We start from the raw sequence: 8,257 nt of genomic DNA, 5'->3' as shown, positions 1-8,257 counted from the left end.
CCGCGTCCGAGGTGGCCAATCTCACGCCCCTGCCCAGCCTGCTGCTGATCGGCGAAGACGCAGCCGGCCGCTACTACTCCATGGTGGCCAAGGCCACCTTCACCATCGAGTCCGATGGCCGCCTGACCCTGGCCGACCAGGGCGGCGGCCAGGGCGGCGAGCCCGTCGCCCCGCATGCCGACATGCAGGACCAGAGCATGTCCACCGGATGCAAGCCCTATGGCGCCGTGGCCAACCAGCGCACCACCTGGTTCCCGTATACGGGCGTGTTCGTGCGCGGCGGCACGCTGGTCGGCGCCCAGGCGGATGGCGCCGATGCGGCCATCAAGACGCTGACCGAGCATGAAGGCGCCCAGATGCTGTACACGGGCAAGGATGCCGACCCCACCGAGTACTACTACGCGCCCTGTGTGGGCGCGCAGCGCGTGGCCACCGGCTGGCGGCTGGACCGCTATCTGCCCGATGGCGGACAGCTGCGTGTGCGTGCCGATGCGCGTAACGGCAATGGAAACGGCAAGGGCCAGACGCTGGCGCTGAAGCTGCCCAAGCCCTTTGCGCCCTTCGTGCTGGTGCGCTACCAGTCGGGAGCGATGATTCCCGTGCCCATGCGTGCCGTGCTGGCCACGGTGGACCTGCCCGAGCGCCGCGTGGTGCTGCAGTTCCAGGGCACCTACGCCGTGGAGCCGGCCATCCGCAAGATGGAGCTGCGCCTGATCGTGCCCGGCAGCCGCCCCTCCGAAGGAGAGACCGCCGCGCGCCACGCCGAACGAACCCAGGCCCAGCTGCGTGACCTGGCCCGCTGCGCCCCGCCGCGCGGCCATGCCATCGAGCCCTGCGCCAATCCGCAGCGCACGCCGGACCCGCTGATCTTCTATTCCTCGCAGGAACTGCGCGAGCGCTCGCGCAGGCGCTGAGGGCGTCTCAGACCTTGTCCAGCGCCTGCTCCAGGTCGGCCAGCAGGTCGCTGATGTGCTCAATGCCCACGGACAGGCGCACCATGCCTTCGGTGACGCCGGCCTTGGCCAGTTCCTCGGCGTCGAGCTGGCGGTGCGTGGTCGATGCCGGGTGCGTGGCCAGGGACTTGGCGTCGCCGATGTTGACCAGGCGCGTGAACAGCTGCAGCGCATCCAGGAAGCGCGCACCGGCGGCGCGGGTGTTGCTGTCGCCGTTGCCGTTCCTGAGGCTGAACGACAGGATGCCCGAGGCGCGGCCGCCCAGCTGCTTCTTCACCAGGGCGTGGTCGGGATGGTCCTGCAGGCCGGCGTAGCGCACCCATTCGATCTTGGGATGCCTTTGCAGCGTCTCGGCGATCTTCTGGGTGTTCTCGCAGATGCGGTCCATGCGCAGGGCCAGCGTCTCTATGCCCTGCAGGATCAGGAAGGCGTTGTGCGGCGACAGTGCGGCGCCGGTATTGCGCAGCGGCACCACGCGCACGCGGCCGATGTAGGCTGCCTCGCCCAGGGCCTCGGTGTAGACCACGCCGTGGTAGCTGACATCGGGCTCGTTCAGGCGCTTGAAGCGGGCCTTGTGCTCGGCCCAGGGGAACTTGCCGCTGTCCACGACGGCGCCGCCCACGCTGTTGCCGTGGCCGCCCAGGTACTTGGTCAGCGAGTGCACCACGATGTCGGCGCCATGCTCGATGGGGCGCAGCAGGTAGGGGCTGGGCACGGTGTTGTCCACGATCAGCGGCACGCCATGGGCGTGGGCCACGTCGGCCAGGGCGCGGATGTCGGTGACATTGCCCAGCGGGTTGCCGATGGACTCGATGAAGATGGCCTTGGTCTTCTCGTCGATGTGCTGGGCGAAGCTGGCCGGGTCGCGCGGATCGGCAAAGCGCACCGTGATGCCCTGCTGCGGGAAGGTGTGGGCGAACAGGTTGTAGGTGCCGCCGTAGAGCGTGCTGGCCGAGACGATGTTGTCGCCTGCCTCCGCGATGGCCTGGATGGCATAGGTGATGGCGGCCATGCCCGAGGCCACGGCCACGGCGGCAATGCCGCCTTCCAGCGCCGCGACGCGCTTTTCCAGCACGTCGGTGGTGGGGTTCATGATGCGCGTGTAGATGTTGCCGGCCACCTTGAGGTCGAACAGGTCGGCGCCATGCTGGGCACTGTCGAAGGCATAGGCCACGGTCTGGTAGATGGGCACGGCGGCCGACTTGGTGGTGGGGTCGGGCGAGTAGCCGGCGTGGACGGCCAGGGTTTCGATGCGCATGGAAGATTGCCTTTCTGGTGACGGCTTACGCAAGAAGGGCAGGGCGGGCCATTTGCCATGGGCAGCGGCGCGTTCCCGCATCCTGTTTGCGTAAGTCCTGAGGTTTTACAAGCGGAGGACGGTTGGCATTGTGGCGTGCCGGCCTCCGGTGCCCAACGATGCGTTGGTTACGAACATATACGCCGCAGACCGGTTGCTCCTCTGCCGTGCGCAGATATGTCCGGCCTGGCTTTGCCAGGATCGTGAGTGAATGTGTATTTTTGTTAACAACGTGTTGTAACGTGACCTGATCGCTAGACTCCATTCGGGAGTTGATGGTGACGTTGACAGCAAGACATTTTCTGGCGCTGGCGGTGCCCTTGTGCACCTCGCTGCTGGCCGGCTGTTTCTATGTCTGCTGGCGGCATCTGCGTGCCCGGCGCGAATTGCGCAGCATGTCCCTCGCCTTCACCGGATTCAGCCTGGCGCTGCTGCTGCAGGTCCTGGAGCGGCCTGCGGCCGTGCCCGTCAATGCGCTGGCCACGGCCGCGCTGCAGCTGTGTGCGGCCTGGTTCATCACCGAGGCCATGGCCATGCGCCAGGGCGTGCGACCGGATGCGCCGCTGGCGGCTGTCTTTGGCAGCGCAGTGCTGGCGGTGCTGGGCTACTACGCCTGGGTCGTTCCCGATGCGCAGGCGCGCCAGCATGTGCTCAATTTCGGCCTGGGACTGCAACTGGCCCTGCCGCTGTGGCGTTTGCCGCGCAGGCATCCCGGTACGGACTGGGACCGGCTGCTGCTGGGGGTGTTCGTGGTCTTTGCGCTGAGCTTTTTCGTTCGTGCGCTGTGGCTGACACCGCCTGGCGCCTCGCCACCGGCCGACGCGGCCAGTGAATGGCTGGGCATTTCTTCCGCGTGCCTGGCGAAGCAGCTGAGCCTGCTGGTGTTCGGCCTGCTGTTCGCCATTGTGTTCCTGGCGGCGGCGGTGCGCGACACCGTGCAGGAGCTGCGTGAGGAGCGCGACCGCGATCCGCTGACAGGGCTGCTGAACCGGCGCGCCTTCAAGGAGGAGGTGCAGCGCCGGCGGGCCGAGCACCCTCAGCTTTCAGCCGCCGTGCTGGTCTGTGATCTGGACCATTTCAAGCGGGTCAACGACGGCTGGGGCCACGCGGCCGGTGACGAAGTGCTGCAGCGCTTTGCGCGACTGCTGCTGCGCAGCACGCGCCAGCAGGACCTGGTGGCCCGCTTTGGCGGGGAAGAGTTCGTGGCCTTGCTGCCGCGTGCGGACCCGCTGGCCGTGCAGTCGATCACCCGGCGCATACAGACCCAGCTGCGCCTGATGGGCTTCAGCGGGCTGCCCGACGAGGTGCGCATCACCGCCAGCTTCGGCGTGGCCTGGATGGCGCCGGGCCAGACGCTGGAGCAGGCGCTCGCGCGTGCCGACGCCATGCTCTACGAGGCCAAGCGCGCAGGCCGGGACCGGGTGCGGTTGGTGAAGGAAGAGGAAACGCTCTAGGACTTGGCCGGCGCGACCGCAGCCTGCAGCAGGCGAGCGGTGCGGGGCGGACGCGTTGTCTGCGGCGTCTGCGGGGCGCTGGACTCGCGTGGCCCGCGCGGTTCAAGCGCAGGCCTGGAAGGCCGCTGGGCCGCTGCCGGCTGGCGCAGCTCCCAGCCCGGCAGCGCGGCATGCACCATGGCGGCGCCGTGGGCGTCGTTGGCCGCATAGTGGCGCTGGGCCAGGCTCAGCTGCGGTGCAGCCCAGTTGGAGGTGGAGATCTTCTTGGACTTTTGGAAGTTCTGCCCCAGCACCAGGGCCACGGCCGCGCGCACGCCTACCGAGCTGGCGTAGCCATGGCGCTTGAACACGCGGTCCAGGTCGATCACGTTGTTCAGCGCCACGCCCAGGCGCGCGGGCAGCGCGCTGCGGTCATGGTCCAGCCCGAAGCCGGCCTTGCAGATGGCCTCGCTTGCCAGCACGTCGGCCGCAAGCGCGCGTGCCTGCGCATGGTGCAGCTGCAGCAGCCAGGCCTGGTCGCAGGTGGACAGTTGCACCACATGGGGGCCGGTGTCGGTCTGGCTGGCGTGGAAAAGAGGCTTGCTCTCGGTATCGAAGCCGAGCACGGGCGCGGCCATCAGCGCGGCGCGGGCGGCCGCGAATTCGGCGTCGGTGGCGGGCACGTGGATGCAGCGTTCCGGCAGGGCGGAAAAAGGCGGCAGCAGGCGGCTGTCTTCCTTGCTGGGGGCGTGCAGGCGGGGCATGGGAAAGGGGGGGGAGGCCGAGGCGAGCCGTCAAGTATGCCTGCTCCTGCATGTCCCTTCGGCCCCGGGTTTTTATCCCCGATGCATGTGGACGGAGTTGTGGAAAACTCCGGGTGTAACTTGCCGAATCCGCGCCCTGCAAGGCTTTCCACGGAATGCCTAAAAAATCAGCGCAGTGGCGAAAGGGCGTCGATTAAGGGTAATTACGGATGGCCGCGGCGGACCCGTGGGCAGGGTCCGGTGGTTGTTTCAAGAGGTGTCTAAAGGCCTTGGTCGCTGAACACCGGGGCCCGTTTTTCCAGGCCTGCGCGCACGGCTTCGGCCTGGTTGGCACTGCCCAGCAGGGCCTGCTGCTCGCGCGCCTCGGCCAGCAGGATGTCCTGGGGCGATGCCGTTTCGCTGAGCTGCATCAGGCGCTTGGACGCACGCATGGCGTGCGGGCTGCTGGCCGCGATCTGGCGGGCCAGGTGGCGCGCTTCCTCCAGCGGCGCGGAACTCACGCGCGTGGCCAGGCCCAGGGCCACGGCCTCGGGGCCGGGCACGATGCGGCCCGTGTAGACCAGCTCGCGCAGCACATCGCCGCGCACCAGCGGCGCGGCCAGCGCGCAGCCGGCCATGTCGGGCACCAGTCCCCACTTGATTTCCATGATGGACAGCCGCGCATCCTCGGCCACCAGGCGGATGTCCGCGCCCAGCGCCAGCTGCAGGCCGCCGCCGTAGGCCACGCCGTGCACGGCGGCGATCACGGGCACGGGCAGTTCGCGCCAGCCCCAGCAGATCTGCTGGAAGCGGTTGGCAATGCCGTGCGTGCGCGCGGCCAGGTCCGTCATGTCCGCCGTCTGCTGGCCGTCGGCAATGCCGGCCATGCTGCCCATGTCCAGGCCCGCGCAGAAGGCGCGCCCCTCGCCATGCAGCACCACGGCGCGCAACCCGGGCGTGTCCCGCAGCCGCGCCAATGCGTCGATCAGTGCGTCGAACATGGCGGGGTCCAGCGCATTCATCTTGTCGGGCCGGGCCAGGGTCACCTCGGCCACGCCGTGGTCCACCGATATGCGCACGCGTTCTTGGCTCATGGCTTGTCTCCTTGTGTCTATGCGGTTCTTTGCTGGCGGTCGGCCGCGTTGCGCGATTCGATGGCGCTGCGCGCATTCGCCCAGTCCTGGTCGCTCCAGCTGGCCAGCCCGGCGAAGTTGCCGCCCGTCGCCTGGTATTGTCCGCCGTCTATGGCGATGGTCTGTCCCGTCAGGTACTCGGCCTGGCGGCTCATGAGGAAGACGGCCAGGTTGGCCAGCTCGGGCATGCGGCCGTTGCGGCCCATGGGGTTGTCGGCGCGCACATGCTCGCCGCCCTGCGGGTTCAGCCGCGCGCTCATGCCTTCGGTGGGAAACAGGCCCGGCGCGATGGCGTTGAAGCGTATGCCCCGGTTGCCCCATTCCACGGCCAGCGACTGCGTCATGGCATGCACGCCCGACTTGGCCATGGCCGAGGGCACGGTGAAGGCCGAGCCGTTCCAGACCCAGGTGGTGAGGATGGACAGCACGCTGGCCTTGCGGCCCTCGGCCAGCCAGCGGCGGCCGCACTCCAGCGTGAGGTTGAAGCTGCCGCGCATGACGATGTTGGCCACGGCGTCGAAGGCGCGCATGGACAGGTCCTCGGTGCGGCTCACGAAGTTGCCGGCCGCGTTGTTGACCAGGCCCGTGAGCGCGCCGCCGTCGGCCCAGATGGCCTCGATCATCTGCTCCACGGCCTCGGGCTGGCGCACGTCGCAGGCATGGCCCGTGGCCCGGCCGCCGTGCTGCTGCACCAGCTCCTGCGCTGTCTGCTCGACCACGGCGCCGCGCCGGCCGCACAGGTGGATGTCGGCGCCCAGCATGAGAAACGCCTCGGCCATGACACGGCCCAGGCCGGTGCCGCCGCCGGTGACGAGGATGCGTTCGCCCTGGAGCAGGCCGGGCTTGTAGATGAGGTCGTCGAGGGTCATGGCTGCTGTCTCCTGTGCTGCCGGGGAAGGAATAGGGGGACTGCGGCAGCGCTTGGCGCCGCCAGGGGATCGGAGCGTCAGAGCGCGCGCGAGATCACTTCCTTCATGATTTCGCTGGTGCCGCCGTAGATGCGCTGCACGCGCGCATCGGCGTACATGCGCGTGACCATGTATTCGTTCATGTAGCCGTAGCCACCATGCAGCTGCACGAGTTCGTCGAGCACGCGGCCCTGCGCTTCCGAGCCCCAGAGCTTGGCCATGGAGGCCGTGGCCGTGTCCAGCGTGCCGGCCACCAGCTGCTCCACGCAGCGGTCGATGAAGGCGCGGCCCACGGTCAGCGTGGTGGCCACCTCGGCGAGCTTGAACCGGGTGTTCTGCATGTCGGCAATGGCCTGGCCGAAGGCGCGGCGCTCGCGCACATAGGCCAGCGTGGCCTCATAGGCGCCTTCCATGCAGGCCAGGGCGGCCAGGCCGATGATCAGGCGTTCGTAGGGCAGGTCGCCCATGAGCTGGTAGAAGCCCTGGCCTTCGCGCCCGCCCAGCAGCGCGTCCTGCGGCACGGTCACGTCGTCGAAGAACAGCTCCGAGGTGTCCTGGGCCTTCATGCCCATCTTGTCGAGCACGCGGCCCACGCGAAAGCCCGCGCAGTCCCGGGTCTCCACGATGAGGATGGAGGTGCCGCGCGCGCCCTGGGCCGGGTCGGTCTTGCAGACCACGAGGATCAGGCCGGCCAGCAGGCCGTTGGTGATGAAGGTCTTGCTGCCGTTGATGCGGTAGCGGCCGTCCCTGAGTTCTGCGCGCGTGCGCACGCCCTGCAGGTCCGAGCCCGCGCCGGGCTCGGTCATGGCGATGGCGCCCACCAGTTCGCCGCGCGCCATGGCGGGCAGGTACTTGCGCTTTTGCGCCTCGGTGCCATGGTTGAGCAGGTAGTGGGCCACGATGGAATGCACGGAGTTGCTCATGCCCGAGAGGGCGCGGCGCGCCATCTCCTCGTGGATCACGGCCTCGTGGCGGAAGTCGCCGCCGCCGCCGCCGTAGTCCTCGGGGATGTCGGTGCACAGCAGGCCCAGCTCGCCGGCGCGGCGCCAGATGGCATGGCCCACGTTGCCGCGCTGGCGTGCGGCCTCGTCCTGCGGCTGCATTTCGGTTTCCAGAAAGCGCACGGCGGTGGCGCGCAGGCTTTCCAGTTCGGGGGTGCTCCAGGAGCGTGTCAGTTGCAGTGGCATGGCTTGGACCGGTGGATTGAGGGGTTCAGTTGATGCGGCGTTCGCGGCCCTGCCAGTAGGGCTCGCGCAGCTGGAATTTCTGCAGCTTGCCGGCGGCCGACAGCGGCAGCTCGCTGCGGAACTCCACCGAGCGCGGGCACTTGTAGCCCGCGATGCGTTCGCGGCAGTGGGCGATGACCTCGGCCTCGGTCAGCGGCTGGCCCTCGCGCGCGACGATCACGGCGTGCACGCGCTCGCCCCAGCGTTCGTCGGGCACGCCGATGACGGCGCACATGGCGACCTGGGGCAGCTGGGCGATGGCGTTCTCGACCTCGGCCGAATACACGTTCTCGCCGCCGCTGACGATCATGTCCTTGAGCCGGTCCACGACGAAGAGGTAGCCGTCGGCATCCAGCCGGCCCATGTCGCCCGTGTGCATCCAGCCGTCCTTGAGCGCGGCGGCTGTCTCGGCAGGTTTGTTCCAGTAGCCCTGCATGACCATGGGGCCGCGCGCCGTGATCTCGCCCACCTCGCCGGGCGGCAGCTCGCGGCCCTCGCCATCGACGATGCGCACCTCGGCAATGGTCACGGGCCGGCCGGCCGCGCGCAGCAGGCGCTCGCGCT

Annotated in this window: 8 protein-coding genes; 2 read left to right on the top strand and 6 right to left on the bottom strand. The window is 68.9% G+C overall.

Features of this window, described 5'->3' with window-relative positions; translation table 11 throughout:
• A partial coding sequence (locus L995_RS10625) for a hypothetical protein (protein ID WP_047471508.1) occupies window positions 1-914 on the top strand: 914 nt, incomplete at its 5' end.
• A gap of 7 nt (window positions 915-921) precedes the next feature.
• Here L995_RS10625 and L995_RS10620 read toward each other — a convergent pair.
• On the bottom strand, window positions 922-2,211 hold the full coding sequence (locus L995_RS10620) for an O-acetylhomoserine aminocarboxypropyltransferase/cysteine synthase family protein (RefSeq protein WP_047471506.1): 1,290 nt from the start codon (window positions 2,209-2,211) through the stop codon (window positions 922-924).
• Window positions 2,212-2,645: 434 nt separating this feature from the next.
• On the opposite strand from L995_RS10620, the gene L995_RS10615 reads away from it, so the two are divergent.
• Entirely contained in the window at window positions 2,646-3,704 is a 1,059-nt protein-coding gene (locus L995_RS10615) for a GGDEF domain-containing protein (protein WP_231574405.1), read from the top strand.
• On the opposite strand, the gene L995_RS10610 is transcribed toward L995_RS10615, so the two are convergent.
• The 5 genes from L995_RS10610 to L995_RS10590 form a co-directional block, all read right to left on the bottom strand.
• A complete protein-coding gene (locus tag L995_RS10610; protein WP_047471501.1) occupies window positions 3,701-4,447 on the bottom strand; it encodes a 3'-5' exonuclease in 747 nt (248 codons plus the stop codon). The genes L995_RS10615 and L995_RS10610 overlap by 4 nt on opposite strands.
• A 260-nt stretch (window positions 4,448-4,707) precedes the next feature.
• Complete coding sequence (locus L995_RS10605; RefSeq protein ID WP_016449207.1) at window positions 4,708-5,520, bottom strand: crotonase/enoyl-CoA hydratase family protein; 813 nt, start codon at window positions 5,518-5,520, stop codon at window positions 4,708-4,710.
• 17 nt (window positions 5,521-5,537) lie between these two features.
• Window positions 5,538-6,428, bottom strand: coding sequence for an SDR family oxidoreductase (locus tag L995_RS10600; protein ID WP_016449208.1), 891 nt, complete (start codon window positions 6,426-6,428; stop codon window positions 5,538-5,540).
• A 77-nt stretch (window positions 6,429-6,505) separates the two neighbouring features.
• On the bottom strand, window positions 6,506-7,654 hold the full coding sequence (locus L995_RS10595; RefSeq protein WP_047218395.1) for an acyl-CoA dehydrogenase family protein: 1,149 nt from the start codon (window positions 7,652-7,654) through the stop codon (window positions 6,506-6,508).
• A gap of 25 nt (window positions 7,655-7,679) precedes the next feature.
• On the bottom strand, window positions 7,680-8,257 hold a 578-nt coding region (locus L995_RS10590; RefSeq protein WP_047471498.1), incomplete at its 5' end, for an AMP-binding enzyme.

The organism is Delftia sp. ZNC0008 (genome assembly GCF_000799035.1).
Lineage (GTDB): Bacteria > Pseudomonadota > Gammaproteobacteria > Burkholderiales > Burkholderiaceae_C > Comamonas > Comamonas tsuruhatensis.
This window is presented reverse-complemented; position numbering and strand designations above follow the sequence as displayed.

Bases quoted from the DNA above. Each gene is read 5' to 3' on its own strand.
- L995_RS10610 (WP_047471501.1), bottom strand. From the start codon at position 4,447: ATGCCCCGCCTGCACGCCCCCAGCAAGGAAGACAGCCGCCTGCTGCCG.
- L995_RS10615 (WP_231574405.1), top strand. From the start codon at position 2,646: ATGTCCCTCGCCTTCACCGGATTCAGCCTGGCGCTGCTGCTGCAGGTC.
- L995_RS10595 (WP_047218395.1), bottom strand. From the start codon at position 7,654: ATGCCACTGCAACTGACACGCTCCTGGAGCACCCCCGAACTGGAAAGC.
- L995_RS10600 (WP_016449208.1), bottom strand. From the start codon at position 6,428: ATGACCCTCGACGACCTCATCTACAAGCCCGGCCTGCTCCAGGGCGAA.
- L995_RS10605 (WP_016449207.1), bottom strand. From the start codon at position 5,520: ATGAGCCAAGAACGCGTGCGCATATCGGTGGACCACGGCGTGGCCGAG.
- L995_RS10620 (WP_047471506.1), bottom strand. From the start codon at position 2,211: ATGCGCATCGAAACCCTGGCCGTCCACGCCGGCTACTCGCCCGACCCC.